A 26603-nucleotide genomic window follows, 5' to 3' on the forward strand; every position below is an offset into this window, starting at 1 on the left:
GCGAGAGGTCTAGCCCCTTGGCCCATGACCGATACCGACTTGTCTTCATCTTCCCCCGCGGCACAGGCGCCGCTTGCCGTTGTCCTGCTGTCCGGCGGGCTGGACTCGATGGTCTGCGCGGCCCTGGCCCAGGAGCAGGGCTTTCGCGTCCTGGCCTTGACCATCGACTACAACCAGCGTCATCGCGTGGAACTTGATGCGGCGCGCGTGATTGCCGCACGCCTGGGGGTTGAACGCCACGTCATCCTGCCGCTCGATCTGCGCCAGTTCGGCGGCTCGGCGTTGACCGCTGCGATCGACGTACCCAAGGATGGCCTGACCGACGACATCCCGATCACGTATGTGCCCGCCCGCAATCTGGTGTTCCTGTCGCTTGCCCTGGCGTGGGCCGAAGCGGCCGGGGCCAAGGATCTCTATATCGGCGTGAATGCGCTGGACTATTCGGGCTACCCCGATTGCCGGCCCGAATTCATCCATGGCTTCGAAGGCCTGGCGCGCGTCGCCACCAAGGTCGGCAGCCAGGGTGGCACCGTGACCGTGCATGCCCCGCTCCAGCACCTCAAGAAATCGGAAATCGCGCAAGAGGCCGCGCGCCTTGGCCTCGACGCCGGGGAAAGCTGGTCGTGCTATGATCCGCTGCCCGATGGCCGCGCCTGCGGCGAATGCGACAGTTGCCGCCTGCGCAAGGCGGGCTTTGCCGAAGCGGGCCTGACCGACGGCACGCGCTACGGCGCCTGATACCGCCAACCCGTTGCAAAAAAGGGGGATGAGCAGCCAGCCTGCCCATCCCCTTTTTGCGTCAGCGCGCGGTCACTGCCGCACGAAGACCCCGCAGGCCAGGCGAGCGCCGCTGTTGCCGCTGGGATCGGTCTTGTAGTCATCGGGCGCGGCATGGATCACCAAGGCGGTGCCATCGGCGTCGAACAGGGCCGGCCCGGTCATGTCGGCGCCGCCACGCAGGCTGAAATCGAGCGCGCCGGTGCCGTCGGCGCCCACCGTCAGGTTGGTGAGGTCACCCAGGTGCGATCCGGCCGGATTTTCCGCGCCGTGCTGGTGCCCATCGGGATTGAGATGTCCGCCGGCTGTGGTGAAGCCGGGCGCCTCGCACTTGCCCACGGTGTGCAGGTGAATGCCGTGCACGCCGGGCGGCAGGCCCTTGGCATCGACATGCACGCGGAAGCCATCGGGGCCCTGCAACAGTTCGGCCGTGCCGGCACTGGCGCCGCTGGCCAGCATGAGGGTGGCATTGGCCACGACCTGCGCCTTGGGCGTGGGGGTGCTGTGCATGCCCCCCATGCTGCCATCACCGCACGCGGCCAGGGTTAGCGGCAGGGCCAGGCCCGCCAGGATGGGGAGGGGACGCAGAGCGCGCAGTCGGTGGAAAAGAAGCGATGAAGGCATCCGGGATCTCCTTGGCATATTGCCGCTGTGCCGTGGCGCTAGTCGATGTGCCGGGCATTGCTGCAGCGGACAACGAAAAAGGGGCCGGATTGCTCCGACCCCTCTTCGTTTTTTTGCGTTCGGCTTGGGTAACCCGGCCCCGTTTTACCGGGGCCGAGGAACTTAGTTGCCCGAACCCGGACCGTACGTGATTTCCACGCGACGGTTCTGGAGTTCACGCACGCCGTCGGCGGTCGGAACGCGCGGGTTGGCTTCACCGAAGGCCTGGCTGGTGATCGTCGAGGCCGGGATGCCGTGCGACGTCAGGTAAGCCTGGACCGAGTCGTTACGACGCTTGGACAGGCCAAGGTTGTACTTCGGCGAGCCCGAGCGGTCGGTGTAACCGGCCAGCATGATCGGAACGGTCTGGCAGTTGCCATACTGGGTGATGGCGTTGTCCAGGATGGTGGCCGCTTCAGGCGTGATGTCCGACTTGTTCCAGTCGAAGAACACGATGTACGGGCCCTTGTTGCACACCGGCGGCGGCGGAGGCGGCGGCGGAGGCGGGGGGGGCGGCGGAGGCGGCGGGGGCGGAGGCGGCGGGGGCGGCGGCGGAGCCGGCTCTTCGCCACCGAAGTTGTAGGTCAGCGTGCCCAGGATCGAGTGCGAACGGAAGCGGGTCGAGAAGTCCGCACCGGCATAGGCGCCGTTGGTGCCGACCAGGTTGACGTCGCTGACGTTGAAGAAGCGATACTTCAGGCCCACGTCGACATGCTTGGTGAGCGGCGCGCGAACGCCGGCCAGAACCTGCCAGGCGAACTTGGTCTGCGAGTCGTCAAGAAGGCCGACCGGGGTGGCGACGTAGTACTTCGCCTTGGCAACACCGGCACCACCGCCGATGAAGCCCTGGAGGCCATCGTCGGGACCGAAGTCGAGCAGGCCGTTGACCATGAAGCTCAGCGCGCTGGTGCTGCCGCCGATCTGGCCAGCGTCACGGGTGTATTCCACGCCGCTGACGTTGTTGCGAACCTTGTCGTTACGAGCGCGGCGATAGCTGGCTTCGGTTTCGAGGCGGAAGCCACCGAAATCGTAACCGACGACTGCACCGAAGTCATAACCGGTCTTGGAGTCGACCGTTACGGCATCCGTGGTGCCGTTCACATCGTGGTTGGCGTCTTCAAGCAGCATCGCGCCGCCATCGCCTTCCACATACCAGCTCTTGCTCTTGGCAAGCGCGGGCGTCGCCAGTGCGCTTGATGCCAAGGCAACGCCCAGGATCAGTTTCCGCATTACGTTTCCCCTTTTTAGCGAGATCATGCCACGTCGTGGCAGTTGTCTACCGGTTCTGTTATGTTCATGCAAGCGGACACACGCGTGAACTGTTGCCGAAAAGCAACTGTATCAGTCACCATCGCAGCAATTTCCCGGTTGAAACCACCCTCATGTGCCCCCTCCAATGCTGCAGGTGAAAAGCGGTTCCCGAATTTCGCGCAAAAAATGCCGATGAGCTGCATTTGGTCCGCGATAGGCGGAGATCGGGCCTTGCCATCCCGCATGCGCGCGGGGTGCCAATCTGGCGCGAGCGTGCCGTGGGCAAAGCAGCAACACCGGGCTTCACATGGCTGGCGCAATCTTGTGCACTGCACTAGGAACGGGCGATGCGGCCCGCCCGCACGCCATTGCCGCCACTGACCCGGGGACACGACAACACCATGCTGCGCCGCCTTTACGATTGGACCATGGCCAAGGCCGCCCATCCGCAGGCCAGCTGGTGGCTGTTCCTCTTCGCCTTCATGGAAGCCAGTTTCTTTCCGATCCCGCCCCACCCGCTCCTGGGTTTGATGTGCCTGGCAGAGCCGCGCAAGGCCGTCCGCTATGCCGCGTTTGCCACGGCGGGATCGGTGCTGGGCGGGATGCTGGGCTATGCGATCGGGCATTTCCTGTACGACAGCGTGGGCACGCAACTGCTTGCCCTGCTGCATCTGACGGAAAGTTTCCCCAAGGCAGCCTGCTACTTGCGCGAATATGGCGTGGAGATCATCGTGCTCAAGGGGGCAACGCCGATCCCCTTCAAGCTGCTGACCATCACCGCCGGCTTCATCGGCATGCCGCTGGTGCCGTTCCTGCTGGCCAGCGTGGTTTCGCGTTCGATCAGCTTCATGATCGTGGGCGTGCTGTTCCGCCTGTTCGGGGCACCGATCAAGCGGTTCATCGACAAGTACCTGGGCCTGGTCACCGCCGGGTTCGTGATCCTGGTGGTGGCCGGCTTCGCAGCCGCAACCTTGCTGGGCGGCGGCGGTGGCAAGACCGCGGCGATGGAGCGCTGCGAAAAGGCGATTCTCACCCAAGGGTAAACGCCGCTGCGGTTAATGCCGCGGCTTGACTGTGCAGCGCAACGTGCCAAGCTTGGCCCCTCAAGTCTTCAGGCTTTCACGGGGCCTGACCGCTTTGCGTCGGGCCGGGCCCCTTTCTCGCACGGAGGGAAGGCATGGTGCGTGGCGGAGCGAATACTGGACGAATTGATAGCGATTTCTTGAGCCAACTTGCCGGCTATGGCCTGACCACGATCGAGGTGCATTATTACATGCCCGATCACCCGGCGCTGTTGCAGATGTTTGCCTTTCAGCAATACGATCTTGCGCCGCGGTTCCCCCGCCTGGGCGGGTTCCTCGATCATTGGCGGCGCGAAATCGATGCTGCACTCCATTCCGTGCGCATCGCCCATCGCCACCTGATCGGCCCGCAGGAATACCGCGCGGTCAATGGGGTAATCACCATCAACTGAGCGCGGCGGAAAGAGAGCGGGCGCTTTAGTAGCGCCAGCTCTTCAGGTCGGCGCCGGGTGGGGCGGTTTCCTCGATCCGCTTGAGGATCTGGGGCAGGTAGAACGTGTGATAGCGCAGCCGCGCAATCGCGTTGGGATGGGCATGATCCCCGTTCCAGCAATGCTCTGCGCGGTCGCCGTAATCGACCACGCCGCGATAGGGCGGATCGCTCTTCTTGAGGAAATCTTCCATCAGGTAGACGGCGTTGTTGAGGAAGAAATTGTCCATCGTGCCGACATAGATGTGCAGCTTGCCCTGCAGCTTGGGCGCCAGCTTGGGCCAGTCACGCTCCAGCGTATAGCGCAGGTCATAGTTTTCGCGCCAATAGGCCGCCACCTTGGGATCGATCACCCCGGTGCGCTTGTCCCACAGCCGCTGGGGATAGCCATCGGCACCCATCGGCGAAAACACCGCTTCCCAGATGTCCCACTGCCCGCCCGACCGGTTCTTGTCGCCCAGCACCAGCTCCAGGCGGTTTTCCATCTCCATCGTATAGGGCACGTGGTCCAGCCAGTCGCGCTTGCCGGGATGCTCCACCCGCCCGAACGGCCCCTCATAGGCATAGGCGTTCTTGTCGGCATAGATGTCGGTCAGCATGAACTGGCGAAAATCGATGGGATCGGGGCAGGCGGCAAAGGCGCCGTTGTAATCGTCGGGGTACTTGATCTGCACGCCCAGCGATTCCCACCCGCCGGTCGATCCGCCATAGAGGAACCGCGCCCAGCCCTGGCCCAGGCCACGGAACTGCTTTTCGATGGCCGGCACCAGCTCGTGCGTGATGGCATCGCCATAAGGGCCGAGGTTGGCCGAGTTCACCGCATAGGAATCGTCGTAATAGGGGTTGGAGTGGTCGATCTCCACCGCCAGGAAGCGGGGGAATTTGTCGCCGATCCACTGCTGGTAGAACGCATAGGCTTCTTCCTGCTCGGTGCGGTTGTAGCAGGGCAGGTTGAAGCGTTCGCTGGGCTGGCATTTCAGGTTGGGATCGGGTGGGCTGGTGCGGAAGCCGCCGAAGTCGGCCGGGAAGTGGCCGTGGAATATCATGAGCGGAAAGTGCGCTTTTGGATGCTTGTCGAAATCGCGCGGCACCAGCACGTGCGCCGTCAGGAAGATGTCGCGCCCCCAGAACTTGGAGAGCAGCGCGCTGCGCATCTTGAAATGGCGCACGAAGGGCGTGTCGGCCGGCGGGGTGATCGGCGGGTTCACCTGGTCGAGCGTGAGGGCGATCGTGCCCGGCCGCGCCGGATCGAAATCGATCTGCTGCGGCGTGCTGAACAGATTGCCCGGCTCTGCGCGCCAGTTCTGCCCGGCGCCGCGCGGGGCGGGCAGCTTGACGGTCTTGCCGTTGCCCAGGTGATAGGTGTCATAGCGGTGCAGCACCGCCTGCACCGTGTAGTGCCCTGCCGGCACGGACTTGAGATCGAGCGTCGGGAAGCCGAGCACGCCGCTGCCCACCGTCGTGCTCTCGCCGGGCTTGAGGCCATCGACCGTCACGCCGAAGACCTGCGCGCCATCATAGTCGGGCTTTACCTGCTCGCGCGGTTCGGGGTCGGGCTTGGCGGCCAGGATCACCAGCACGCGCCCATCGATGGGGCCGTCCTTGGCCGTGGTGGGCACGGTGACCCGGAAATCTTCGGCGCTGGCCGGCGCTGTGGCCATGATCATGGCGAGCGCGGCAAGGCCCAGCCCTTGCGCGAAACGACGATGACGCGTGTTGCGATTCATGAATTTTGCCCCCGCCTGGTGATCGTGGCGAAGGCCGCACTATTCCCGCAAAATCACCGCTTGTCAGCCATTTCCCGCAGCGGCATCGATCCGCGGCAAGTGCTGCTGTTCCAGCGCGGCATAGAAGTGTGCCACGCTGCGCTGCAGCTCGTAACGGGTCAGTTTCATGGATGCGAAGCGTTCGGGAATGGGAAGCGCGCCCGCCTCGGTCATGTCCAGGCCCCGCGCCACGGCCTGTTGCAGCGCCGGTTCCAGCCAATCGAGCCAGTCGCGGGTCTGCGCGATGGCGGCCTGGTCGGTGGGATCGAGCGGGCCGTGGCCCGGCACCAGTTGGCGATGGGGCAGGGCCGCCAACGTGGCGAGGCTGTTGCGCCAGGCGGTCAGGTCGGCATCGGGCGTCGCTGGCGCGCGGTCGTGGAACACCAGGTCTCCGGCGAGGACGGTGCCGCTCGCCTCGTCCACCAGCACGAGGTCACCGGCGGAATGGCCGGCGAGCGACAAAGCCGTCAGCTTGCGCCCGCCCACTTCGATCGGGCCGGGCACGACGCTGGCGCCGGGCAGGGTAACGGCGGTGCCACGCATCCAATCGGCGAGGATGCGATACATCGCATCGGCAAAGCCATTGCCGTCACGCTCCAGTTCGGCGCGGGTGGCGGGCAGCGCGGCCACGATGGCCGGATCGAACGCGGCGGTGCCCAGGGCATGGTCTGGGTGAAGGTGGCTGAGGAACACGCGGCGCACCGGCCCGCCAGCCAGCTTCCGGGCCAGGGCGGCCAGCCCCTGGGCATAGCGCAGCGAAGGGCCGCAATCGAACAGGATCGCCCCGCCCTGCGGACAGGCCAGGATCACCGCGTTGGCAATCGCCCCGCCATTGCCGAAAACGATCGCTTCATCCGCGCCGCGCACCAGCCAGATGCCCGGCCCGATCGCTTGCGGATCATAGGCATAGGCGCCGGCAAAGGTCTCCGCATGGGCTGCGATGGGTGTTGCCGCGATGAGGCCCAGCGCGGCGCGCCGCGTGCAGGTCATGGCGTGAGGTTTCCATCGAACGTGCGGCCATTGCTGTCGGCCATGTGCACGTGCACCGGGCCTGACACGCCAGGCGGCAAGAGCAGCGTGAAAGCGGGGTCTTCCGATACCGAACCGTTGATCGCCATGGTGCCCAGCGCGGCGCCATCTGCGCCGCGCACGGTCAGCGCTTCGATATTGTAGGCGGCGATATTGTCGACGTAGCCGGTGTCCATCGGATGGCGCACTGTCAGGCGCAGGCGGGTATCGCCGGCCTCGCGCCACAGCGCGCCGCGCATTTCGCCCAGATGCTGCGCCCAATCGCCTTTGACCCGGCTGACCGGCGGGGCAGAACATCCACCCCCGGCGGCATCGATCCAGCGCCCGGCCACGTGCCACACGCCGTCAGCGGTCAGCACCAGGGCACGCACCGGGGTGCGCTGGTCCAGCTTGATGCGCAGCGAGACGTAAGGGAGCGCGGCCTGGGGCTGGTAATCGATCGCCACGGGCAGGGGGTTGAGATCCATCAGCACGACGATGCGCTGCACGCCCGCCAAGGCGCGGGCATCGACGGCAACGGGAAAGGCGTGCTGGTTTTCCGTCACATCGGGCATGGTCACGATCACCGCCGGATCAAACCGGACCGGCGCCTTGCCGAGCAGCCAGGCGGCATGGTTGGCCCACATCGGCGAATCGAGCGGGTCGGCCACCGGCGCGGCCAGGGTCGTTCCCGGCACGGCCAGCAGGATGGCCAGCAAGAAGGGGGCAGCGCGCTTCATACCAAGGCACCATTTGCCTTGGGCCGGGGCCCGCTTACAATTGCACCATAGGCCAAGAACGGAAGGCATGAGAGGATGATCGCAGCGATGGGCCGCATGCTGCCCGCCGGGGTCGCAGGCGCGGCGATCCTGGCCCTGGCGTCTTCGCCGGTTCATGCCCAGGCTTTGTCACAGGCACCGTTCGATGCCCAGGGTTATCGCAGCGCCGCCTTTCGCGCGCCGGTCGATCGCGATCCCGCGCCCGCCACGGCCATATCGCCGGCGCAGGCGCTGGGCCTGGCGCCGGGCGCTGCCTTGTTCCTCGATGTGTTGCCGGCCGAAGGCGCCCGTCGTGATGGCGCAAGTGGCGCATGGCAGCTGGCCAGCCCGCACCAAACCATACCCGGCGCGCTGTGGTATCCCGAAACGGGGCGCAGCCCGCCCGATCCGGTGTTGTGGCAGGCGCTTGCCGCGCGCGTGGCGGCGTTCCGGCAACAACACCGAGGGGCGCCGATCGTGGTGTTCTGCCGGGCCGATTGCTGGATGAGCTGGAACGTGGCGCGGCGCCTGGCGCTGGGCGGCGTCACGGGCGTGCGCTGGCTGGCCGAAGGCATCGAAGGCTGGCACGATGCCGGCGGCAGCCTGGTCGATACGGCCCCGGTGCCCGTGCCGAATCCCTGAATTTATGGATGTTCACCACAGGAGACATGCGATGGCCACTTTGATCGTCAGCTATCCCGCGCAAGAAGGCGCCAGGTTCGACACCGCCTATTACACCGGCACGCACATTCCCCTGGTGGAAAGGCTGTGGACGGCGCACGGCTTCACCCAGGCCGAAGTCCTGTTTCCGGCGGGCGAGCAGCCGTGGAAAGCCGCCGTGCTGTTGCGCTTTGCCAGCCAGGCGGCAATCGATGCCGCGCTGGCCAGCCCCGATACGCCGGAAATCCTGGGCGACGTGGCCAATTTCACCGACATTGCCCCGGTGATCTACCGCGCCGGAGATTGACCGCGGGAATCAGGCCGCGATCACGGCGCCTGGTACACCGTCTTGCCGCCGACGATGGTGCGCAGCACGCGCGTTTGCGCGATGGCATCGGGGTTGCCGGTGAAGATATCGCGGTCGATCCAGATCAGGTCGGCAAACTTGCCCGGTTCCAGGCTGCCGACCTGGCTTTCCGCGCGCAGCGACCAGGCCGCGTTGATCGTGGCGGCGCGCACCGCCTGCGGCACGGTGAGCGGCGGGCCGCCCGACAGCGGCTGGCTATATTCCGGCCCGGCAGAGGGATCGTTGCGCCGTGTGACGCCCACTTTCAGCGCGAACCATTCGTTCAGCGGATCGACCGGCCAGTCGCTGCCGAACGTGATCCGCGCGCCGGCCTTGGCCAGCAGGCCCGATGGCTCCATGAAGGCATAGCGTTTCGGCCCCAGGAAATCCTTGGCACCGGCCACTGTATCGGCGGCCTGCTTGCCCCATTGTAGCGACAACACCGGGGTGACGCCCAGCGCCTGGAAGCGCGGGAAATCGGCGGGATCGACGATCTCGTCATGGGCAATGGCCGGGCGCGCGTCGCGCGCCGGGTGGCTCTTGCGCAAGGCGGCCACGGCATCGAGCGCGATGCGCACCGCGCCGTCGCCATCGGCGTGCATGTGCGGGTCGAACCCCAGCGCGGTGATGCGATCGACCAGCGGGGCCAGCAAGGCCGGCGGGAAATAGGGCGCGGGGCCACGGTTGGTGCCGGGCTGCCAATCGGGCTTGTCCGCCGTGCCGTGGTTTTCCAGATAGGGCGCGATCATCACGCCGGTAAACGCGGGCGCGGTGATCACCCCGTCCATATAGAGCTTGACCGTGCGCACCATGATCGAGGGCTGCACGCGCGCGGCGCCTTCGTCATAGGTGCGGCGCCATTCGATGATGCGCGACAGCGCGCCTTCCGGGCTCGGCCCTTCCTCGGGCGCGATGTGCGGGGCGAAATGGCCGCGCGCGGTCAATTGCCCGGCTTTCGACAGGGTGGAAAAGGCGCGGATCGATTCGACCGGCGCATCGGCATCGAGGAACGTGGTCACGCCTTGCGCCGCCATGGCGGCCAGTGCGGCGCGGGCGGCCACCACGTCATCTTCCGGCGTGGGGGTGGGTATCAGCTTGCGCACCAGATCCATCGCTGAATCCTCGAGCAGACCGGTGGGCGCGCCGCTGGCATCGTGATGGATTGCCCCGCCCACTGGATCGGGCGTCTTGGCATCGATCCCGGCCAGTGCCAGGGCGCGGCTGTTGACCAGCGCGGAATGGCCGAACGAGTCAAACACCGCCACGGGGCGTGGCGTGGGCAAGGCATCGAGCATGGCCTTGGTCCGCTCGATGCCCAAGGGTTGCATTTCGTGCTGGAACCAGTGCACCGCGACCAGCCACTTGCCATCGTGGCCGCCCCCGTTTCCACTGGCCCCATCCTTGGCGGCGCAGGCGCTCAGCGCGGCCTGGAATTCGGGCACGGTCAGCCGCTTGTATTGCAGATCGCATGCCTGCAGGCCCGATCCCCCTTCCAGCGGGTGCATGTGCCCATCGACCAGGCCGGGCATGACCACCCCGCCCTTCAGGTCGATGGTTTCGGTCGCCGGCCCGGTAAACGCCTTGGCCCCGGCATCGCTGCCCACATAGACGATGCGCCCGTCCTTGATCGCCACGGCCTGGGCCACGCTGTCCTTGGCGTCGATGGTGTGAATGCGGCCGTGGAGCAGCACCGTATCGGCGGCAGGCGCTGCGTGGGCCGTGCCGGCGGCGAGCGCCAGCGCCGAACCGGCGAGAAGCGAAAGCAGGCGAAGGGAAGACATTTGGGCAACCTCGCGCATCGGCGCGACGCCCCCTGCGCCGCCCTATCTGTGATCTAAGCAGATAGGGCGGGGGTAGGACAAGTGTCCAATTTCAACCGCGAAACGTCAGCGCGGCTTTTCCGCCTCGGCCAGGGCGGCGCGGGCGATCGGCTCCATCACGGCATAGCCGGCCGCATTGGGATGCACCCCGTCGCTCGACAGGCCTGGCTTCATCGCGCCTTCGGGCGTGGCCATCGCGCTGTAGTAATCGGCATAGGCCAGGCCCCGCGCGCGGGCGAGATCCTTGAGCCAGGCATTGAGCGTGGCAATCTGCGCGGCAGGCTTCATTTCGCTGCGCCAGTTGAAGCCACCGGCCGGCAGCACGCTGCCCAGCACCACGGCAATGCCGTTGGCCTTGGCCAGATCGACCATGGCCAGGACATTGGCGGCATATTCCTCGGGGCTGGTGGGGCCGGTGTTGCCGGCCACATCGTTGGTGCCGCACATGATGTGCACCACCCGCGGGCGCAGGCGCACCACGTCTTGGTAAAAGCGCAGCAGGATCTGCGGGCTGGTCTGCCCGGCAATGCCACGGTCCACCACGCCACCGGCAAAGATGCCGGGCGCCGTGGTCAGCCACCATTCTGTGATCGAATCGCCGATGAACACCGCGCGCACCGGCTGGGGTACCTGGCGATCCGCTTTCTGATAGCGGCACAAATTGGCCCAGTCATAGCCGCCCACGCGGCTGGGCGTGCAGGGTTCGGGTACCATGGCGGTGGGCCCGGTGGGGGCCACCGCCACTGCCACGGCAGCGCGCGGCGCAGGCGCGGCCGGCACCACCACGGGTGCGGCCGGCTGCCCGGCCTGGGCTGCCAGCACGGGCGAAGCGGCCGTGGCGAGCGCCAGCGCGCCGGCCAAAGCAACCAACCGCACGCGCATCAGATGATACCCACCGCCTTGCCGGCGCGTTCGAACATGCCGATGATGGTCTGCACCTGATCGGCACTGTGCGCGGCACACAGCGAGCAGCGCAGCAGGGTCATGCCGGCGGGCGTGGCCGGCGGGCGCGCCAGGTTCACATAGAGCCCTTCGTGCAGCAGCGCTTCCCACATCATCGCGCCGCGTTCCAGATCGGGCATGATCACCGAGATGATCGCGCTTTGCGGTGTTTCCGTGCCCAGCTTGAAGCCACGCTGGGTGAGGCCGGCGTGCAGCGTCTTGGAATTTTCCCACAAGTGCGCGCGCTTGTCGGCCGCGTGCATGAGCTTGCGGATCGAGGTGCTGGCGGTGTGGACCACGCTGGGCGGCAGCGAGGCGGTGAACACATAGGGCCGGCAGACCAGGCGCAGGATCTCGAACTTGGGATGGTTCGAAACGCAGAAGCCGCCGACGGTGCCGACCGACTTGGAGAACGTGCCGATCACGAAATCGACCTGGTCGAGCACGCCCTGGTCCTCGGCCACGCCGCGCCCGTTGGGGCCGATGAAGCCCATCGAGTGGGCTTCGTCCACCAGCACCATGGCGCCGTGGGCCTTGGCCACGGCGATCATTTCCTTGAGCGGGGCAATGTCGCCCAGCATGGAATAGACGCCCTCGAGCACGACCAGCTTGCCCGCGCCTTCGGGAATGCGCTTGAGGCGCTTTTCCATCGCTTCGATATCGTTGTGCTTGAACGGCACGACTTCGGCGTCGCCCATCTTGCAGCCGTCCCAGATGGAAGCGTGGCTGTCGATGTCGAGCACGATGTAATCGCCCTTGCCGGCCATCGTGGAAATGATGCCCAGGTTCGCCTGGTAGCCGGTGGAAAACACCATGGCATGGTCCATGCCATAGAATTCCTTGAGCGCGTCTTCCACGGCGCGGTGCCCGGCATACGTGCCGTTGAGCACGCGGCTGCCGGTGGTACCCGAACCGAATTCGTCCAGCGCCTGCTTGCCCGCGGCGATCACGTCCGGATCGAACGTCATGCCCATGTAGTTGTAGGTGCCCAGCAGGATCGTCTCGCGGCCGTTGCAGATCGCGACCGTGGGCGAGATCACCTTTTCCATCACCAGGTTGAACGGATCGGTGACGCCGGTGGACAGCAGGGCGCGGCGCTGTTCGATCAGGCCGTCAAACTTGGAAAACAGGTCGGTCATGGGCAGTTTCACCCTTGCAGCTTGGTCACGGCGTCGATCAGCTGGCCGTACGTCTCGATCTCGGCCTGCTGGTTCATGCTGATGATGATGTCGAATTCGTCCTCGATCGCGGCAACGAAATCCATCACCGTCAGGCTGTCCCACTCCAGGTCGCCGGCAAAGGTGGTGGCATCGCTGATGGCCACGCCCTTCTTGTTGAAGGGCTCGATCAGTTCGGCAATCCTTGCGGCGGTCGCTGCGCGGTCCATCTTGTCTCTATCTCCGTGGGGCAGGGCTGTGCCCCTGCCAGAACATTGCGGCGGAAAAGCGGCCTGTGGCCTGCCCTGTCAAGCCTGAACGGGGAATTACACCAGTTTCATCACCGCCTGCATGAACGGCCCGATCGACACCGGCTTGGCCAGGTATCCTTCGGCGCCCGCCTCGCGGATGCGCTCCTCGTCGCCCTTGCCGGCATAGGCGGTGACGGCCAGCACCGGAATCTGGCGCAGCACCGGATCGGCTTTGAGTGCCTCGATCAGTTCCAGGCCCGAAATGTTGGGCAACTGGATATCCATGATCACCAGGCCCGGCACGAACTGGCGCGCGCGGTCCAGCGCCTCGCGCCCATCAGCCACCGGCTCCACGGTAAAGCCGTTGGCGACCAGCAGGTCGCAGAACAGTTTGCGGTTGAGGTCGTTGTCCTCGACAACCAGAATTCTTTTTGCCACGGAACACCTCTATTGCGCGAGGGCACATGGCTCTCATCCTTGGGCCCCACCTCGTTCGCGCCATGCTCTATTGACCTCGAAAGGCTCTGACAATCATTCGCGAACCATCGTCCCCCGTACCCGATCCCCAGGATCTGGCGCTGGCCGCGCTCGGCTGGGTGCTGGGCGACGGGCAGCGTGCCGAACGCTTCCTGGCGTTGAGCGGGATGACGCCCGAAACCCTGCGCAGCGGCCTGGCCGATCCGGCCGGGCAAAGCGCGGTGCTGGGCGGGGTGCTCGATTTCCTCATGGCTTACGAGCCCGATCTTGTTGCCGCGGCCGACGCGCTCGATATAAGCCCCCAGGCCTTGGCCGCAGCACGGGAGAAGTTGGGATGAGCCGCCCGCTGGTGATCAGCGATTGCGATGAAGTGCTGCTGCACATGGTGGCCCCGTACAAGGCCTGGTTGAAAGCCCACCACGACATCGACTTCGTCATGGAAAGCAACGATTTCGGCAAGGCCATGCGCCATGCCGCCGATGGCCGCGCGGTGGAGCCGCGCGAGATCTGGCGCCTGCTCGACTTGTTCTTCGACACCCAGATGCACGCCCAGCCGGCCATTGCCGGCGCGGTGGAGGCGGTGGGCACATTGGCGACACGCGCCGATTTCGTGATCCTCACCAACCTGGGGGACGGCTATCGCGCGGCGCGCACGGCGCAGCTGGAAAGCGTGGGCATCACGGCCCGCGTCTTTACCAACCAGGGACCCAAGGGGCCGGCGCTCAAGGCCATTCTCGATGAATACCAGCCCACGCGCGCGGTGTTCATCGATGATCTGCCCCAGCATCACCATTCGGCGTCACAACTCACGCCCGAGGTCATCCGCCTGCATCTGTGCGGCGAGCCCTTGCTGGCGCCGCATATCGATTGCGCGCACAAGGCGGGGCACGCCCACGCGCGGATCGATACCTGGGACCACGCGCTGCCGTGGCTGATGGCGCGGCTGGATTAGCCCGCCTGGGCTGGGCCGCCTGGACTGGCCCGCCTGGACTGGGCCGCCGCCTGATTTTTCGCTTCACGTCTTGGAGTTTGCCGTAATGACCGTTTCGATCGATGCCCGCCTTGCCGAACTGGGCCTGGAACTGCCGCAGGCCGCCGCGCCCGTGGCGGCCTATGTGCCCACGGTTCTGGCGGGCGGGCTGCTGCACGTTTCGGGGCAGTTGCCGTTCATCGAGGGCAAGCTGGTCACCGGCCGCCTGGGCGAAGACGTGAGCCTGGAACAGGGCACGGCCGCGGCCAAGGCCTGCGCGCTGATGCTGCTGGCCCAGGCCAAGGCTGCGCTCGGCTCGCTCGATCGGATCGAGCAGGTCGTCAAGCTGGGCGCCTTCATCAATTCGACCGGCGATTTCACCGATCAGCCCAAGGTGGCCAATGGCGCCTCGGAACTGATGCAGGCCGTGTTCGGCGATGCCGGGCGCCATGCCCGCAGCGCCGTGGGCGTGCCGGTGCTGCCGTTGGGCGCTGCGGTGGAAATCGATGCTGTCTTTGCTGTTCGCGCTCATTGATCGCTTCCTCCTGCCGGCGCGGGCTGCGGACCGGGCCGGCTGGTTGGCGCACGCGATCTATGCCCATCGCGGGCTGCACGGCCCCGGCGTGCCGGAAAATTCACTGGCAGCGGCCGATGCCGCCATCGCGCGCGGCTTTGGCATCGAGTGCGATGTGCAGCGCAGCCACGATGGCCAGGCCATCGTGTTCCACGATTGGACGCTCGAACGCCTGACCGGCCGCGAGGGCAGCGTGGGCGATCTCAACGCAGCAGACCTGGCGCGCATCGGCCTGCTGGACGAAACCGGTGCTGCGGTGCCGGGCGAAACCATTCCCGGCCTGCGCCAGTTGCTCGATCGCATCGAAGGCCGCGTGCCGCTGCTGATCGAGGTGAAATCGCAGGGCGGCCGGCGCATTGCGCCCTTGTGCCTGGCGGTGCGGCGCCTGCTCGAAGGGTATCGCGGGCCGGTGGCGGTGATGAGCTTTGATCCCCGCGTGCCCGCCTGGTTCCGGCGCTATTCGCCCCATGTCGTGCATGGGCTGGTGGTGACCGAGGCGGGCCGCCGCACCCTGCTGGCCCGCCTGAAGAGGCATCTTGCGCTGTGGCGGGCGCGTCCCCAATTCCTGGCCTATGACATTGCCGATATCGCCAATCCCGTGGTGCGCCTGGCCCGGCGCCGGGGTGTGCCGGTGCTGACCTGGACCGTGCGTACGCCCGAAGACGCCAAGCGCGCGGCCGCCTATGCCGATGCGCCGATCGCCGAAGGACCGGTGCTGTTGGCCCCTCCCGCATCATGAGCCTGGTCGCCCGCGTGGAACACGCGGTGGGCGCGGTTCCGGCCGATGATTGGGACCGGCTGGCCGGCGCGGACAATCCCTTTGTCAGCCACGCGTTCCTGACCCTGCTGGAAGAATCGGGCAGCGTCGGCGGGCGCAGCGGGTGGACGCCACTGCCGCTGCTGATCGACGATGCCGATGGCCGGCCTGCGGCGGCATTGCCGGCCTATCTCAAGCAGCACAGCCAAGGCGAATATGTGTTCGATCACGCCTGGGCAGATGCTTGGCAGCGCGCGGGCGGGGAATATTATCCCAAGTTGCAGATCGCCGCGCCGTTCACCCCGGCCACGGGCCCGCGCCTGCTGTGCGAGGGGCGGCCCGACCTGGCGTTGCCGCTGTTGCGCGCGGCCGAAGCGGTCGTGGACCAGAACGGCCTGTCATCGGCCCACGCCACGTTCATCGCGCCCGCGCAGTTGCCGCTGTTCGAGGAGGCCGGCTGGCTCTTGCGGTCAGACCTGCAGTTCCACTGGGAAAACCGCGGCTATGCCACGTTCGACGATTTCCTGGCCGTGCTGTCTTCGGCCAAGCGCAAGAACCTGCGCAAGGAACGCGCCGCCGCCCAGGCGGGGGTGGAGATCGTGGCGCTGACCGGCGATGCGATCACGCCAGCCCACTGGGATGCGTTCTGGGTGTTCTACCAGGATACCGGCGCGCGCAAGTGGGGCCGGCCCTATCTGACCCGCGCGGCGTTCGACCTGATCGGGCAGCGCATGGCGGACAAGGTCTTGCTGGTGCTGGCGCTGCACGAGGGCGAACCGGTGGCAGGCGCACTCAATTTCATCGGCCGTGATACGCTGTACGGCCGCTATTGGGGTGCCGTGGTGGACAAGCCGTTCCTGCATTTCGAGCTGTGCTATTATCAGGCGATCGATGCAGCCATCGCGCTGGGCCTGTCGCGCGTGGAGGCGGGGGCGCAGGGGCAGCACAAGTTGGCGCGCGGCTATGAGCCGGTGCAGACGTGGTCGGCGCATTACATCGCCGATCGCGGTTTTCGCGCCGCCGTGGCCGATTTCCTGGTGCGCGAGCGCGAAGGGATCGAACAGGGCCAGCTCGAACTGGCCGGGCACACCCCCTATCGCAAGGGGTAACCTTGCCGGTCAGGCAGCGCGGCGGGCGGCGGCGCGCAGCCATTCGCGGGCGCGGCGCTGCGCTTCGGCAATTTCGCGTGCGGTCAGGTCTTCGGCAACATCGGCGCGGGCGCGGGCGGCATCGTTATGCCCGGCAACGGCGGCCAGGTTGAACCACTTGTGCGCTTCGACCAGATCGCAGCAGGCCCCATAGCTGCCGGTGGAAAACGCGACGCCCAGATCGAAATAGGCGTGGCTGTCACCCTGCGCGGCAGCAGCCAGGCATGCGGCGATCAGGCTGTCGGCGCGGTCTGCGGTGCCGTGCGCGCCCATCGCGGCATGGGCGGGCGGTGGCGGCGGCACCAATGACATCCTGCTCTGCGCCGTTTCGGATTGTGCTTGTGGCATCGTTCATTCCCCCTGCGAATCTGCCAGACCCAACCCCTGGCGGCACGGCAACGCTCGCCAATTAAGGTCAACAAACCGTTAATCATGAATCGCTGCGTGCCGCGATTTGGCCGGGGGACTGGTGCGCAATGCCTATCGGTCTGTTTCACATCGGTTCAGCAGCAATGCGCCAAGGTGTTGAGGAAGTGCTTGTGCGCCCTTTCCAGCCTGCCTATAGGCGCGGCAAGCCGGGGGCTGGTCGCGCCAACATGCGGCGCGTTGCGGCCCCGGTGGTCGGAAGGCGCAATACGGAGGGCCGGATGGCTGGGGTTCTGGGTGACGAAATTGACGTGTTGGCAAAAGCCCGCCGGGCCATGCCGGGTGATTACGTTCCGAGTGACGACGAACCCTATATGAGCGAGCTTCAGCTCGACTATTTTCGCCGCCTTTTGCTCGAATGGAAGAAATCGATCCTCTCTGCCTCGGCCGGCACGCTTTCGGCCCTGCAGGACGGCCCGCTTCGCGAACCCGATCTCAACGATCGCGCGTCGAGCGAAACCGACTGGGGCATCGAGCTGCGCACCCGTGATCGCCAGCGCAAGCTGATCGCCAAGATCGATTCGGCCATGCGTCGCATCGACGAAGGCGAATACGGCTTTTGCGAAGTGACCGGGGAGCCGATCGGCCTGGGCCGCTTGATCGCCCGCCCGATCGCGACGATGACTGTCGAAGCGCAAGAAGCGCACGAGCGCCGCGAAAAGATTTCGCGCGACATGTGATGGGCTTGGCGGCACGCTCGGCCTGGCCATGCGCCGGCCGGCGGCCGCGGGCGATCCGCCACGCTGTGATACTCGGTAAACGCGCGGGCGGGCCTGCCGCCCCGCTGCCATCGGCACTTGTCTGCTGGGCCATGCCGATTTTAAGGATTTTTTTGCCGTTTTCGTTTACAGCGTCGGTACGGATAGCTGCGCATGATGGGCAGGGCGGGCGCAAGCCACTTGTGGCTGGCCCCATCTTCCTTGATCCATCCTTGCTGGCCCATCTCTGCTGGAACGGAACCTGACGGTGACTGATATCGACCATCGGCAATTGGGGCGCGACAGCCTTTTTCTGATGGCCGACCTGCGCCTTGATGGGCAGGACGGCGAGCATCGCGTGCGCGTGCGCAATCTTTCGGCCGGGGGGATGATGGCCGAAGGTGCGCTGCGCGTGTCGCGCGGTACCCGGCTTGAGGCGAACTTGCGCCACATCGGCTGGATCGAAGGCGTGGTGGCCTGGGTGCAGGACAACCGCTTTGGCATCGCCTTTGTCGAACAGATCGATCCCAAGCTGGCGCGCGAGCCGGTGGCCACGCAGCCATCCGACGATTACGCCCCGCGCTATGTACGCCCGCCGCTGGCGCAGAACGAAGTCAAGCGCCTGCGCAAGCTGTGAGCCGTCACAAGCGTTGACTGGGCGCGGGCGAATTCTACCACGCCCTTCTTTACTGGCCTGCCGGCCTTGATCTGCTAGGCAGGGGCCATGGCCCCGCTGTTTTGCCATTCGCGCCGCACGCTTGCGGCGTTTCTGCCGCTGTTGGCCCCGGTTCTGGCCGGCGCTCTGGCCAGTTGCGGCGCAGACCGTCGCGGCCCGCTGCCGGTGGCGCTGGCTGGCGATGAAACCGCATTCCAGACCGCCGCCACCCGCCTTTCGCCCGCGGCCCAGGTCTTGCGCGCGGCGACGGTGGAAGGGTTGGTGGGATTTGACGCGCAAGGACGCGTGGTGCCCGCGATTGCCGAGCGCTGGATCGTGACCGACGATGGCCTCAGCTATATTTTCCGGCTGCGCGATGGCACATGGCCCGATGGCACGCCGATCGACGCACCCAGCGTGGCCACTGCCCTGCGCCGGGCGCGCAGCGCGCTATCGGGCACGGCGCTGGGGCTCGATCTCGCGCCGATCGACGATATCCGGGTGATGACCGATCGCGTGGTGGAAGTGGATTTGTCCGCGCCGCTGCCCGACCTGCTCACCCTGTTGGCCCAGCCCGAACTCGGCCTGCCACGCACGCGGCTGGGTTCGGGCCCGCTTGGCCTGCGCCATGATGGGCTATCGGCCACGCTTTCCCCGATTCCCCCCGAAAAGCGGGGGCTGCCTGCGCAGGACGGGTTCTCGCGCAGCGTGCGGCCGCTTGCCCTGGAATTGGAGCCGATGGCCGTGGCGGCGCAGCGGTTCAACGACGGGCTGATCGATGTGGCGTTGGGCGGCACGATCGATTCGCTGCCCTTAGCCGGTACGACCATGCTTTCGCGCGGCAACGTCCAGCTCGATCCGGTCATGGGCCTGTTCGGATTGCAGGTGCTGCGCGCCGACGGGTTCCTGGCCGATCCCCTGCGGCGTGAGGCATTGGCCCTGGCGATCGATCGCGATGGCCTGGTGGCTGCATTCGGCATCGGTGGGTGGAGCGGCACGACGCGGCTGGTTTCGGCCGAAGTGCCCGACAGCGACGGCAGTGTCGGCGAACGCTGGGGCGGCACCACGCTGGACCAGCGGCGCGCCCTGGCCCGCCAGCGCGTGATCGCGTGGATGGCGACGGGCCAAGGCGCGCCGCGGTTGCGCATCGCCGCGCCCGATGGGCCGGGTTCCCGCCTGGCGCTGTCGCGCATCGCCGCCGACCTTGCCGGCATCGGCGTGGAGGTGGAACGCGTGGACGAGGGCAGGGCGGCGGATTTGCGCCTGGTCGACAATGTCGCCCGCTATACCCGCGTTGCCTGGTTTCTCAACCAGTTGGCCTGCCCGGTCAGCCCCGCGGCATGCAGCCCGCAAGGCGATGCCCTGGCGGCCCAGGCGCGGGGCGAACGCGATCCGGCGGCGCGCACCGCGCTGCTTGCCCAGGCCGAGCGCGCGGTAACTGCGGCCAATGGCTTCATTCCGATTGCCCGGCCGCTGCGCTGGTCGCTGGTGCGAGGCGGCGTGACCGGGTTTTCCCCCAATCCATGGGGTTGGCACCCTCTGCCATCGCTGACCGTCGTGCCAAAATAGGCATTTTTTCGAAGAATCGCCACGATGATGGCGATTTTTGGCATTTGGTCATGGCGGTGAAAGGAACAAGCGGCTAGGGGGCTCGGGCCGAGAGATGGTATATCGGGCTTCGCGTGGTGAGGCCGTGGCACTGTCATCAGGCCTTTAGACCCTTCGCGTAATAATCCCCCGCCGGTCCCTGCCCACGTTGCGGCCCGGCCCAGACCCGTTGAGTTTCATGCCCTTTTCATCTCTCCCTGCTGCCGTTTCCGAATCCCTTGCCGCACGCGGCTATGCCGAGCCGACTCCGGTCCAGGCTGCCGTGCTCGAAGCGGAAGCGGCCGGCCGCGATCTTCTCGTTTCGGCCCAGACCGGCTCGGGCAAGACCGTGGCCTTTGGCGTGGCCATGGCCGCCGACCTGTTGGGCGACGGCATTCCGCCCGCCGGCGCGCCGCTGGCCCTGGCGATTGCCCCCACCCGCGAACTGGCCCTTCAGGTGAGCCGCGAACTGGCCTGGCTTTACGAAAAGGCCGGCCTGCGCATTGCCACCTGCGTTGGCGGGATGGACCCGTCGAAGGAACGTCGCCAGCTCAACCATGGCGCGCATATCGTGGTGGGCACGCCCGGCCGCCTGCGCGACCATCTGGAGCGCGGCGCGCTCGACCTCTCGGCCCTGCGTTTCGTGGTGCTCGACGAAGCCGACGAAATGCTCGATATGGGCTTCCGCGAAGACCTGGAAGAACTGCTCGACGCCACCCCGGCGCAGCGCCGCACCCTGCTGTTCTCGGCGACCATGCCGCGCCCCATCGCCTTGCTGGCCAAGCAGTACCAGCGCGACGCGCTGCGTATCTCGACCATCGACGAACGCCAGGGCCATGGTGACATCAGCTATCAGGCGGTCGCCGTCTCGCCCAACGACATCGAGAACGCGGTCATCAACCTGCTGCGTTTCCACGAGGCGGAAACGGCCATGCTGTTCTGCGCCACGCGCGACAACGTGCGCCGGCTGCACGCCACGCTGGTCGAACGCGGCTTTGCCGCCGTGGCGCTTTCGGGCGAGCACAGCCAGAACGAGCGCAACCAGGCGATCCAGGCGCTGCGCGACGGGCGCGCGCGGATCTGCGTGGCGACCGACGTGGCCGCACGCGGGATCGACATTCCTTCGCTCAGCCTGGTGGTGCACGTGGAAGTGCCGCGCGATGCCGAAACCCTGCAGCACCGTTCGGGCCGCACCGGCCGTGCCGGGCGCAAGGGCACGGCCGTGCTGGTGGTGCCCTATCCGCGCCGCCGCCGCCTGGAAGAAATGCTGCGCCGCGCGCGGATCGAGGCGGAATGGATGCCGGCACCGGGCGCGGACCAGATTCGCCAGCGCGACAGCGAGCGCCTGATGGAAAAGCTGCTGACGCCGATCGACGCCGAAGATTTGGCCGACGTGGACGTGGCGCTGGCCGAAACGCTGATGGAAAAGATGGCCCCGCGCGACATCGCGCTCGCCCTGGTGCGCAGCCATCGCCTGGCCATGCCGCAGCCCGAAGACCTGATCGACCTTTCCACCGAGGAAGGCCGCAAGGCCACCCACCGCACCGGCTTTGACGATGTGGCCTGGTTCCGCATGGATATCGGCCGCCGCCAGAATGCCGATCCGCGCTGGCTGTTGCCGCTGCTGTGCCGCCGTGGCCACATCACCCGCAACGAAATCGGTGCGATCCGCATCGGGCCGAGCGAAACCTTTTTCCAGGTGCCCAAGGCAATGGAAGACCGCTTCCGCGCCGCGCTGCAACGCACCGCCCGCGAAGGCGCCGAGGACGAAAGCGGCATCCGTATCGAACCGAGCGAACCGCCGCGTGAAATGGCCCGCACCAACCGCCGCCAGGGCAATGGCCCCAACCGCCCGCGCGAAGGCTTCGGCCCACGTGGCGACGGTCCGCGCGGCGATGGCCCCCGCACCCCGCACCGCAAGGGCCCGCCCCGCCGCCGCGAGGGCTGATGCCGCAACGATCCTCCCCCACATCGTGGGGGAGGTGTCTGGCTAAAGGCAGAGGGGGTATGTCGGCTCAGGCCGGCCTCTCTTGCGCAGACACCGTTGTGTTTGGCCATCGGGCCATGTCAGTATCGTTCCGATGGCAAAGACATTGACATGGCAGCCCGACGATTTGCCTCAAGGCTTTGCATGGGATGCCGAAGCCGCACAGGTTCTGCGGCTGGTGGACGAGGCTTTCGCCCCTATCGAGCGACCTGTCCATTTCACCAATGTTGACCACTGCTCGGAATGCCGCGAGCACGACGAAGAGCTTAAGGCCCGACCGCGCATGGCCTTGCGTCGCGCCGATCTTGGGCACGAAGGTTGGGATCCCCTTTATTATACCAGCGCGCAGGGTGTCGCGCATCTGATGCCGGCCTTGGCGCGATTTACGATGGCGCCCGATCTTTGGCCCGATCTGGATTGGTATGCGGGCCAGATGGCCTTTCATCTGACCCACGATGGCCCTGACAACCGCCTGTTGCATTCGTTTGATGCGGCCCAGAAAGCAGCCATCGCTGCGATGATAGCCTGGCTGTTGGTGAACCGTGCCGAAGCCATCGCCCACTATGGCTCTCAGGACGATTGGCGCCAAGCCGCCAGCATTTGGCAGAATTGATCGTAAACGGCAAAACAGGGCGAGCCTCCGGATCAAGTCCGGGGTGACGGAGTGGGTTTCGCGCAGCGGCTGTGCTCTTACCCCGCGCGTTCGTCCTGCCGCTCCAGCGGTTCGGTGCGCAGCAGGCCTGCCAGCGCTTGTGCATCGGTACAGGTTGCCTCGCCGCCTAACCGGGCTTGCAAGGCGCGGTAGTGTGACAGCACGGACTGGCCCAACGCGCTGACCTTGGCGCCGCCGCCGTGGGCACTGCCGGGGAAGGTTTCCACCAGCGGCCCGTGCCAGCAGCGGTTCATCACGTCGACCAGTTGCCAGGCGCGGCGATAGCTCATCCCCATGGCGCGGCCCGCGGCCGAGATCGAGCCTTCGCGGGCGATGGCATCGAGCAGGTCGGCCTTGCCCGGCCCCATGGCGATGGCATCGCCGCAATAGAGTTGCAGCTTGATCTTGATATGCGGTGCCGGTGCCATGGCCCGAGTTTAGGCCAGCACGCATGCCTGCTCAAGCGCGATGGCGATTTGCGCCGGTGTGGCTGCGATCGACGGTGGCGCATTCGAAACAAACGGTTATCGTGGGGTTCGGCAATTGGGAGAGAGCGCGATGCGGCCGGGTTGGACAACGTGGGCGATGGGCAGCGTGGCGCTGGGCCTGGGCGTGGCCGCCGCGGGCCATGCGGCCACGCCTGATGTGGTGGAAACCCGAAGCGCGCAGGGTGATGTGGCGCTCACCATCTATAACGGCATGGCCCTGATCGAGGATGTGCGGCGGATCGAGCTGCCCAAGGGCCTCAGCCGCCAGGAATTTCCCGATGTCTCGGCGCAGATCAGGCCGGAAACGGTCACCATTTCCGCGCCTGGTGCCGCCGTGGTGGAACAGAATTTCGATTACGACCTGCTCACGCCCAGTGCCCTGCTCGACAAGTCCGTAGGCCAGGACGTGAGCGTGGTGCGCCTGGGGCCTGATGGCAAGGAAGTGGCCACGACTGCGCATGTGCTGGCCAACAACCAGGGCGCGGTGGTGCAGGTGGGCAACCGGATCGAGGTGCTGCGCGAAATGCCGGGCCGCGTGGTCTATTCCGGGCTGCCGGCAGGCCTGCGTGCGCGGCCCACGCTTTCGGTCACGCTCGATGCTGCCGGCGGTGGGGCACGGGCCGTGGGGCTGCGCTATCTCTCGCGCGGGTTCGGCTGGAAGGCCGATTATGTGGCGCTGTTCGATGAAGGCGCGGGCAAGCTCGATGTCCAGGGCTGGGTCACGCTGACCAACACCACGGGCACCGGCTTTGCCAATGCGCGGGTGATGCTGGTGGCGGGCCAGCCAAGCGGCGACGGCGACGATGGCAATGCCGTCGTCTATCCCCCGCAAAGGCGGCGCCCGATCGGCAATCGCATGGGCACCGGCGGCGAAGACGGGCGCGAGACGCTGGGCGATTTCCATGTCTATCCGCTGGCCGGGCGCACCACGGTGGCCAATGCCCAGACCAAGCAGGTCAGCTTCCTCAACGTGGCCGGCGTGCCGGCGCAAAAGCTGTATCAGTATCGCAACGACTGGCAGCATAGCGCGGAGGAAGGCGAAAGCGTCGATACCGTGCTGGCGTTCACTTCGGCCAAGGATGGCGGGCTGGGCGATGCGCTGCCGGCCGGCACGATGCGCGTCTATATGCGCGATGCGCGCGGGAACCCGCAGTTCGTGGGGGAAAGCCCGCTGCCCCACACCCCGATGGGATCGGACCTGGCGCTGAAAACCGGCACCGCGTTCGATGTGAAAGTGCAGCCCACGGTTGAAAAGCGCGAGCGCATCACCGGCGAGGAATGGCAGCGCGTCGATCAATGGCGGATCACCCGCAATGCCGAGGCGCCCGTGACGTATACGGTGGAAGCGCATCCCACGTATTGGCGCACGCAGATGGCCTGGAAAGTGACCAATGCCCGCGCCGTTCCGGTGGAGGTGGACGTGATCCAGGATGGCCTCGACAATGGCTGGCACGACACGCGCGTTTCGGCCGAAAGCCAGCCAGGACGGCAGCTTTCGCGCGATAGCCGGGTCTGGCGCGTGAAGGTGCCGGCGCGCGGCGCGGTCACCCTGACGGCCACGATCGACACCCGCTATTGAGGCGGGTGTCGATGCGCAGCCTGATCGCGGCCGTGGCGCTGTGGCCCGGCCTGGCGCTGGCGCAGCAGGCGGTGACTTCGTCTGCGCCGGCCAGCGTGGCGGTGACGATCTATCGCGAGCCGGGACGGACCGCGGACGCCGATTTCGATGGCAATTGGCTGCGTGGCTATGCCCTCGTCACCGAAACGCGCGACGTGGCCTTGCCTGCCGGGCCGGCCACCGTGCGGTTTGAAGGGGTGGCGGCCGGGATGCTGGCCGAAACCGCGCTGGTGCGCGGGTTGCCTGGCAGCGTGGCCGAACAGAACCTGGACGCAGACCTGATCGGCGCGCGCAATCTCTATGCCCGCAGCTTTGGCCGGCCGGTCATGCTGCGCCGGGTCGATCCCAAGACCAAGGCGGTGATCGAGGAAGCAGGCGTGATCCGCTCCGGCCCCGATGGCGCGGCGGTGATCCAGACGCGCGAAGGTTTTCGCTCTGCCCGCTGCGCCTGGCCCGATGAATATATCAGCTATGGCGAACTGCCCGCCGGCCTGGTCGCCAAGCCCACCCTGTCGGTGCAAACCGCCGCGCCGGTCGCCACGTCGGCGCGCCTGACGCTCAGCTACCTTGCCTGGGGGTTCGACTGGCGTGCCGATTATGTGCTGTCGATGCGGCCTGATGGCCGCCATCTCGATCTGGCGGCGTGGATTACCCTGGCGAGCAGCGACGATACCGCCTTTGCCGGGGCTGCCGCCGCCGTGGTGGCCGGCAAGCCGGAAAAGCAGCGGCGGGGCTGGGGCGGCCGGTACAACAGCGGCGAGTGGTTGTCGTTTCAATGCGAAACCAACCCTCCACCTCCGCCGCCACCCCCGCCACCTCCGCCGGAGTCGGCGCCGCTCATGTTGATGGCCCCGGCACCCGTGGCGGGCATGGAGGACATCATCGTCACCGCGCAGCGCCGCGCGCCCGTGATGGCGCGGCAGGAAGCCTTGGGCGATCTCAAGCTCTATCGCCTGCCCATGCCCACCACGATCGCCCCGCGCGCGCAAAAGCAGGTGGCCCTGGCGCAACGGCGCGGCGTGAAAGTGCAGCCGTTCACCAAAGGCACGCTGTCGCTCGACGATCGCGAGGACCAACCGCTGCGCCAGGCCATCCGCCTCAACAACCGCAAGGCCGATGGCCTGGGTCTGGCCTTGCCGGCCGGGCATGTCGTGGTGCTGGAACCGCATGGAGCCACCACCCTGCCGGTGGGCGAAGGCCGCATGGACGACAAGGCCGAAGGCGAGGAGATCGAGATCGAACTTGGCCAGGCAACGGCGGTGCATCTGGCCGAGGCCGAGACCACGGAAGACGAACATAGGCAGTGGCGCGATCACATAGCCACCCTGACCAACAGCCGTGACCAGCCCGTGCAGGCCGAACTCACCATTCCCGTGCCGGAAGACCAGCGCCTGACCCGCCCCTCCCGCCCGCTCACCCGCAAGAACGGCCAGCCGCTCTGGCGCGTGACCGTGCCTGCCCACAGCACCGCGCGGCTCACATTTCGGATAGAGGACAGTGCGCAAACCCGTTGACCTTGCCGCGCAAATCCCGCAAAGGCGCGCTTCCCCGGACGGGGGCGGTTAGCTCAGTTGGTAGAGCATCTCGTTTACACCGAGAGGGTCGGCGGTTCGAGCCCGTCACCGCCCACCAGGACCACGCGCCAGAGCATCTCG

At 66.7% G+C, this 26603-nt stretch carries 29 protein-coding genes and 1 tRNA gene; 18 read left to right on the top strand and 12 right to left on the bottom strand.

What is annotated here, in order from left to right; all coding sequences use genetic code 11:
* Positions 1-24: 24 nt before the first annotated feature.
* Entirely contained in the window at positions 25-738 is a 714-nt protein-coding gene (gene queC, locus FHW94_RS11975; RefSeq protein WP_168556026.1) for a 7-cyano-7-deazaguanine synthase QueC, read from the top strand.
* Between the two features lie 72 nt (positions 739-810).
* Here the strand turns inward: queC and FHW94_RS11980 are convergent, their stop codons facing one another.
* Both FHW94_RS11980 and FHW94_RS11985 read right to left on the bottom strand, forming a co-directional pair.
* Positions 811-1287 carry a superoxide dismutase family protein gene (locus tag FHW94_RS11980; protein WP_246866080.1) on the bottom strand — a complete coding sequence of 159 codons (477 nt, stop codon included), beginning with the start codon at positions 1285-1287 and terminating at the stop codon, positions 811-813.
* Between the two features lie 276 nt (positions 1288-1563).
* Positions 1564-2670: an OmpA family protein gene (locus FHW94_RS11985; protein WP_168556027.1), complete on the bottom strand. Its 1107-nt coding sequence runs from the start codon at positions 2668-2670 to the stop codon at positions 1564-1566.
* A gap of 422 nt (positions 2671-3092) precedes the next feature.
* Here FHW94_RS11985 and FHW94_RS11990 point away from each other — a divergent pair, with 422 nt between their 5' ends.
* Both FHW94_RS11990 and FHW94_RS11995 read left to right on the top strand, forming a co-directional pair.
* Positions 3093-3734, top strand: coding sequence for a YqaA family protein (locus tag FHW94_RS11990; protein WP_168556122.1), 642 nt, complete (start codon positions 3093-3095; stop codon positions 3732-3734).
* 134 nt (positions 3735-3868) lie between these two features.
* Positions 3869-4165, top strand: a complete 297-nt coding sequence (locus tag FHW94_RS11995; protein ID WP_168556028.1) for an usg protein — start codon at positions 3869-3871, stop codon at positions 4163-4165.
* Positions 4166-4190: 25 nt separating this feature from the next.
* Here the strand turns inward: FHW94_RS11995 and FHW94_RS12000 are convergent, their stop codons facing one another.
* From FHW94_RS12000 to FHW94_RS12010, 3 genes are all read right to left on the bottom strand, one after another.
* A complete protein-coding gene (locus FHW94_RS12000) occupies positions 4191-5930 on the bottom strand; it encodes an alpha/beta hydrolase-fold protein (RefSeq protein WP_168556029.1) in 1740 nt (579 codons plus the stop codon).
* Between the two features lie 63 nt (positions 5931-5993).
* Positions 5994-6959 (bottom strand): quinoprotein relay system zinc metallohydrolase 1, encoded by a 966-nt coding sequence (locus tag FHW94_RS12005; protein ID WP_168556030.1) that lies wholly within the window; start codon positions 6957-6959, stop codon positions 5994-5996.
* Positions 6956-7717, bottom strand: a complete 762-nt coding sequence (locus FHW94_RS12010) for a quinoprotein dehydrogenase-associated SoxYZ-like carrier (protein ID WP_168556031.1) — start codon at positions 7715-7717, stop codon at positions 6956-6958. The genes FHW94_RS12005 and FHW94_RS12010 overlap by 4 nt, the downstream gene beginning before the upstream one ends.
* Positions 7718-7792: 75 nt before the next feature.
* Here FHW94_RS12010 and FHW94_RS12015 point away from each other — a divergent pair, with 75 nt between their 5' ends.
* Both FHW94_RS12015 and FHW94_RS12020 read left to right on the top strand, forming a co-directional pair.
* On the top strand, positions 7793-8377 hold the full coding sequence (locus FHW94_RS12015; protein ID WP_246866081.1) for a rhodanese-like domain-containing protein: 585 nt from the start codon (positions 7793-7795) through the stop codon (positions 8375-8377).
* A gap of 31 nt (positions 8378-8408) precedes the next feature.
* On the top strand, positions 8409-8702 hold the full coding sequence (locus FHW94_RS12020) for an EthD family reductase (RefSeq protein ID WP_168556032.1): 294 nt from the start codon (positions 8409-8411) through the stop codon (positions 8700-8702).
* Positions 8703-8722: 20 nt separating this feature from the next.
* On the opposite strand, the gene FHW94_RS12025 is transcribed toward FHW94_RS12020, so the two are convergent.
* From FHW94_RS12025 to FHW94_RS12045, 5 genes are all read right to left on the bottom strand, one after another.
* Positions 8723-10522, bottom strand: coding sequence for an amidohydrolase (locus FHW94_RS12025; RefSeq protein ID WP_168556033.1), 1800 nt, complete (start codon positions 10520-10522; stop codon positions 8723-8725).
* A gap of 105 nt (positions 10523-10627) precedes the next feature.
* Positions 10628-11443, bottom strand: coding sequence for an SGNH/GDSL hydrolase family protein (locus FHW94_RS12030; protein WP_168556034.1), 816 nt, complete (start codon positions 11441-11443; stop codon positions 10628-10630).
* Positions 11443-12642, bottom strand: coding sequence for an aminotransferase class I/II-fold pyridoxal phosphate-dependent enzyme (locus tag FHW94_RS12035; RefSeq protein ID WP_168556035.1), 1200 nt, complete (start codon positions 12640-12642; stop codon positions 11443-11445). The genes FHW94_RS12030 and FHW94_RS12035 overlap by 1 nt, the downstream gene beginning before the upstream one ends.
* Positions 12643-12650: 8 nt before the next feature.
* Positions 12651-12890 (bottom strand): acyl carrier protein, encoded by a 240-nt coding sequence (locus tag FHW94_RS12040; protein WP_168556036.1) that lies wholly within the window; start codon positions 12888-12890, stop codon positions 12651-12653.
* Positions 12891-12986: 96 nt separating this feature from the next.
* Positions 12987-13349, bottom strand: a complete 363-nt coding sequence (locus tag FHW94_RS12045; RefSeq protein ID WP_168556037.1) for a response regulator — start codon at positions 13347-13349, stop codon at positions 12987-12989.
* A 134-nt stretch (positions 13350-13483) separates the two neighbouring features.
* Here FHW94_RS12045 and FHW94_RS12050 point away from each other — a divergent pair, with 134 nt between their 5' ends.
* From FHW94_RS12050 to FHW94_RS12070, 5 genes are all read left to right on the top strand, one after another.
* A complete protein-coding gene (locus FHW94_RS12050) occupies positions 13484-13726 on the top strand; it encodes a DUF3572 family protein (RefSeq protein ID WP_168556124.1) in 243 nt (80 codons plus the stop codon).
* Positions 13723-14340, top strand: coding sequence for an HAD family hydrolase (locus FHW94_RS12055; protein ID WP_168556038.1), 618 nt, complete (start codon positions 13723-13725; stop codon positions 14338-14340). Before FHW94_RS12050 ends, FHW94_RS12055 begins: the two co-directional genes overlap by 4 nt.
* Before the next feature lie 85 nt (positions 14341-14425).
* Entirely contained in the window at positions 14426-14893 is a 468-nt protein-coding gene (locus FHW94_RS12060) for a RidA family protein (protein ID WP_168556039.1), read from the top strand.
* Positions 14865-15671 carry a glycerophosphodiester phosphodiesterase family protein gene (locus tag FHW94_RS12065; protein ID WP_168556040.1) on the top strand — a complete coding sequence of 269 codons (807 nt, stop codon included), beginning with the start codon at positions 14865-14867 and terminating at the stop codon, positions 15669-15671. Before FHW94_RS12060 ends, FHW94_RS12065 begins: the two co-directional genes overlap by 29 nt.
* Positions 15668-16798, top strand: coding sequence for a GNAT family N-acetyltransferase (locus tag FHW94_RS12070; RefSeq protein ID WP_168556041.1), 1131 nt, complete (start codon positions 15668-15670; stop codon positions 16796-16798). The genes FHW94_RS12065 and FHW94_RS12070 overlap by 4 nt, the downstream gene beginning before the upstream one ends.
* A gap of 9 nt (positions 16799-16807) precedes the next feature.
* Here FHW94_RS12070 and FHW94_RS12075 read toward each other — a convergent pair whose 3' ends face one another.
* Positions 16808-17110 carry a hypothetical protein gene (locus FHW94_RS12075; RefSeq protein ID WP_168556125.1) on the bottom strand — a complete coding sequence of 101 codons (303 nt, stop codon included), beginning with the start codon at positions 17108-17110 and terminating at the stop codon, positions 16808-16810.
* 374 nt (positions 17111-17484) lie between these two features.
* Between FHW94_RS12075 and dksA the strand changes: the two genes are divergently transcribed.
* From dksA to FHW94_RS12100, 5 genes are all read left to right on the top strand, one after another.
* Positions 17485-17943, top strand: coding sequence for an RNA polymerase-binding protein DksA (gene dksA, locus FHW94_RS12080; protein ID WP_168556042.1), 459 nt, complete (start codon positions 17485-17487; stop codon positions 17941-17943).
* Positions 17944-18229: 286 nt separating this feature from the next.
* A complete protein-coding gene (locus FHW94_RS12085; RefSeq protein ID WP_349237508.1) occupies positions 18230-18598 on the top strand; it encodes a PilZ domain-containing protein in 369 nt (122 codons plus the stop codon).
* An 87-nt stretch (positions 18599-18685) separates the two neighbouring features.
* Positions 18686-20185, top strand: a complete 1500-nt coding sequence (locus FHW94_RS12090) for an ABC transporter substrate-binding protein (protein ID WP_168556043.1) — start codon at positions 18686-18688, stop codon at positions 20183-20185.
* A gap of 217 nt (positions 20186-20402) precedes the next feature.
* Positions 20403-22151, top strand: a complete 1749-nt coding sequence (locus tag FHW94_RS12095; protein ID WP_168556044.1) for a DEAD/DEAH box helicase — start codon at positions 20403-20405, stop codon at positions 22149-22151.
* Between the two features lie 133 nt (positions 22152-22284).
* The gene (locus FHW94_RS12100) at positions 22285-22803 is read left to right on the top strand and encodes a hypothetical protein (RefSeq protein ID WP_168556045.1); all 519 of its coding nucleotides are present in this window, start codon (positions 22285-22287) and stop codon (positions 22801-22803) included.
* Between the two features lie 77 nt (positions 22804-22880).
* Here FHW94_RS12100 and FHW94_RS12105 read toward each other — a convergent pair whose 3' ends face one another.
* On the bottom strand, positions 22881-23270 hold the full coding sequence (locus FHW94_RS12105; protein ID WP_168556046.1) for a LysR family transcriptional regulator: 390 nt from the start codon (positions 23268-23270) through the stop codon (positions 22881-22883).
* Between the two features lie 130 nt (positions 23271-23400).
* On the opposite strand from FHW94_RS12105, the gene FHW94_RS12110 reads away from it, so the two are divergent.
* The 3 genes from FHW94_RS12110 to FHW94_RS12120 all read left to right on the top strand — a co-directional run bounded on the left by FHW94_RS12110 (position 23401) and on the right by FHW94_RS12120 (position 26580).
* A complete protein-coding gene (locus FHW94_RS12110; protein WP_246866082.1) occupies positions 23401-24909 on the top strand; it encodes a DUF4139 domain-containing protein in 1509 nt (502 codons plus the stop codon).
* 11 nt (positions 24910-24920) lie between these two features.
* Entirely contained in the window at positions 24921-26462 is a 1542-nt protein-coding gene (locus tag FHW94_RS12115; RefSeq protein ID WP_168556047.1) for a hypothetical protein, read from the top strand.
* 42 nt (positions 26463-26504) lie between these two features.
* Positions 26505-26580 (top strand) — tRNA-Val (locus tag FHW94_RS12120).
* Positions 26581-26603 lie beyond the last annotated feature (23 nt).

This window comes from Novosphingobium sp. SG720, assembly GCF_012275365.1.
Classification (GTDB): Bacteria; Pseudomonadota; Alphaproteobacteria; order Sphingomonadales; family Sphingomonadaceae; genus Novosphingobium; species Novosphingobium rhizosphaerae.

Coding starts and splice junctions, on each gene's coding strand:
- queC (WP_168556026.1), top strand. CDS start 25: ATGACCGATACCGACTTGTCTTCATCTTCCCCCGCGGCACAGGCGCCG.
- FHW94_RS12115 (WP_168556047.1), top strand. CDS start 24,921: ATGCGCAGCCTGATCGCGGCCGTGGCGCTGTGGCCCGGCCTGGCGCTG.
- FHW94_RS12005 (WP_168556030.1), bottom strand. CDS start 6,959: ATGACCTGCACGCGGCGCGCCGCGCTGGGCCTCATCGCGGCAACACCC.
- FHW94_RS12065 (WP_168556040.1), top strand. CDS start 14,865: ATGCTGTCTTTGCTGTTCGCGCTCATTGATCGCTTCCTCCTGCCGGCG.
- FHW94_RS12025 (WP_168556033.1), bottom strand. CDS start 10,522: ATGTCTTCCCTTCGCCTGCTTTCGCTTCTCGCCGGTTCGGCGCTGGCG.
- FHW94_RS12100 (WP_168556045.1), top strand. CDS start 22,285: ATGGCAAAGACATTGACATGGCAGCCCGACGATTTGCCTCAAGGCTTT.
- FHW94_RS12020 (WP_168556032.1), top strand. CDS start 8,409: ATGGCCACTTTGATCGTCAGCTATCCCGCGCAAGAAGGCGCCAGGTTC.
- FHW94_RS11980 (WP_246866080.1), bottom strand. CDS start 1,287: ATGCACAGCACCCCCACGCCCAAGGCGCAGGTCGTGGCCAATGCCACC.
- FHW94_RS11995 (WP_168556028.1), top strand. CDS start 3,869: ATGGTGCGTGGCGGAGCGAATACTGGACGAATTGATAGCGATTTCTTG.
- FHW94_RS12000 (WP_168556029.1), bottom strand. CDS start 5,930: ATGAATCGCAACACGCGTCATCGTCGTTTCGCGCAAGGGCTGGGCCTT.
- dksA (WP_168556042.1), top strand. CDS start 17,485: ATGGCTGGGGTTCTGGGTGACGAAATTGACGTGTTGGCAAAAGCCCGC.
- FHW94_RS12075 (WP_168556125.1), bottom strand. CDS start 17,110: ATGGGCGCGCACGGCACCGCAGACCGCGCCGACAGCCTGATCGCCGCA.
- FHW94_RS12040 (WP_168556036.1), bottom strand. CDS start 12,890: ATGGACCGCGCAGCGACCGCCGCAAGGATTGCCGAACTGATCGAGCCC.
- FHW94_RS12095 (WP_168556044.1), top strand. CDS start 20,403: ATGCCCTTTTCATCTCTCCCTGCTGCCGTTTCCGAATCCCTTGCCGCA.
- FHW94_RS12070 (WP_168556041.1), top strand. CDS start 15,668: ATGAGCCTGGTCGCCCGCGTGGAACACGCGGTGGGCGCGGTTCCGGCC.
- FHW94_RS12055 (WP_168556038.1), top strand. CDS start 13,723: ATGAGCCGCCCGCTGGTGATCAGCGATTGCGATGAAGTGCTGCTGCAC.
- FHW94_RS12110 (WP_246866082.1), top strand. CDS start 23,401: ATGCGGCCGGGTTGGACAACGTGGGCGATGGGCAGCGTGGCGCTGGGC.
- FHW94_RS12090 (WP_168556043.1), top strand. CDS start 18,686: ATGGCCCCGCTGTTTTGCCATTCGCGCCGCACGCTTGCGGCGTTTCTG.
- FHW94_RS11990 (WP_168556122.1), top strand. CDS start 3,093: ATGCTGCGCCGCCTTTACGATTGGACCATGGCCAAGGCCGCCCATCCG.
- FHW94_RS12060 (WP_168556039.1), top strand. CDS start 14,426: ATGACCGTTTCGATCGATGCCCGCCTTGCCGAACTGGGCCTGGAACTG.
- FHW94_RS12015 (WP_246866081.1), top strand. CDS start 7,793: ATGATCGCAGCGATGGGCCGCATGCTGCCCGCCGGGGTCGCAGGCGCG.
- FHW94_RS11985 (WP_168556027.1), bottom strand. CDS start 2,670: ATGCGGAAACTGATCCTGGGCGTTGCCTTGGCATCAAGCGCACTGGCG.
- FHW94_RS12105 (WP_168556046.1), bottom strand. CDS start 23,270: ATGGCACCGGCACCGCATATCAAGATCAAGCTGCAACTCTATTGCGGC.
- FHW94_RS12030 (WP_168556034.1), bottom strand. CDS start 11,443: ATGCGCGTGCGGTTGGTTGCTTTGGCCGGCGCGCTGGCGCTCGCCACG.
- FHW94_RS12010 (WP_168556031.1), bottom strand. CDS start 7,717: ATGAAGCGCGCTGCCCCCTTCTTGCTGGCCATCCTGCTGGCCGTGCCG.
- FHW94_RS12035 (WP_168556035.1), bottom strand. CDS start 12,642: ATGACCGACCTGTTTTCCAAGTTTGACGGCCTGATCGAACAGCGCCGC.